Annotated in this window: 1 protein-coding gene; it reads left to right on the top strand. The window is 41.2% G+C overall.

Translation table 11 applies throughout. The features are described from left to right. Positions 1-421 precede the first annotated feature (421 nt). A partial coding sequence (gene ltrA, locus BUA79_RS12160; protein WP_073994678.1) for a group II intron reverse transcriptase/maturase occupies positions 422-1,277 on the top strand: 856 nt, incomplete at its 3' end.

Below are 1,277 nucleotides of genomic sequence, written 5' to 3'. Positions count from 1 at the left end.
TTTTTTTGTGTGTGCCCAGCATGGGCACAATCTTAAGGGTTAAAGTCCCTAGTCTGCCCTAGTAGTGGGAAAGACATAGCCTAAGACAAGGGTGTCGTGAGCGATTGCGAATCTGAAGGAAGTCCGTGGGCAAATCTCTGGTCTGACGAACAGAAATCATATCAGGCAATTATTATGGATAAGGCTGCACAACAAGTTGAAGTCCAATAACTACTCGGGAAATAATAATTGTAAATATGGCAGATACATGGAGAGGAAGATTGTGCTCTTACCTGGGGAGGTCTCATGGACGTGACAAGAAGGATAAAATATTCCACGTTACGGTTGAAATAAGATTTATCATGAGAAGTCAGCCGACGTCATAGTACCAACAAAGTTGCAGATGAGTTGGGAAGGACTAAACTTTAGGAGATGTGAGTAAATGAAGGTAACCAAGAATGAAATTAAGGACAGACAACTTCATATTGAGGACTATCTGCAAATGGTATCGGCGGAACAGAGAGAGTATGCAGAAGTGTCCGCTCATTCAAGGATTACTGAAAACAACGACATCATTACAGATTTTCAGACGGACAAACTGTTGGAGCAGATTTTACAGTCAGATAACTTAAATAAGGCTTACAAGAAAGTGAAATCTAACAAAGGAGCAGGCGGTGTCGATGGGATGAGCGTGGATGAACTTCTATCGTTTCTCAAAGATAACCAAAGGCAACTTGTCCAAAAGTTAAAGGATGGGAAATATAAACCTAATCCAGTCCGAAGGGTAGAAATACCCAAAGAAACAAAAGGCGAAACCCGAAAACTGGGTGTACCAACCGTGGTTGACCGTGTATTTCAACAGGCAATTACACAGGTACTCACCCCTGTCTATGAAGAACAGTTCTCGGAGAAAAGTTATGGTTTTCGACCAAAACGAGGTGCACACGATGCATTGAAACAGTGCCAGCAGAATGTTAATGATGGTTACGTATATGTGGTAGATATGGATTTAGAGAAATTCTTTGATACAGTGTGTCAAAGCAAACTCATTGAAGTGATATCACGTACTATCAAGGATGGCAGAGTAATATCGCTTATTCACAAATATCTCAATATGGGAGTAATCCAAAATGGGATGTTTGAAAAGACAGATGTTGGAATGCCCCAAGGCGGACCATTGAGTCCACTACTTAGCAATATCATGCTGAATGAATTGGATAAGGAACTAGAAAGCAGAGGGCACAGATTTGTGCGCTATGCGGACGACTGTATGATATTCTGTAAAAGCAAAAAGAGTG

The sequence above is a fragment of the Parasporobacterium paucivorans DSM 15970 genome (assembly GCF_900141895.1).
In the GTDB taxonomy this organism is placed as follows: Bacteria; Bacillota; Clostridia; order Lachnospirales; family Lachnospiraceae; genus Parasporobacterium; species Parasporobacterium paucivorans.
Note: the sequence above shows the minus strand (reverse complement) of the source record. Positions and strands in the feature narration are given on the sequence as shown.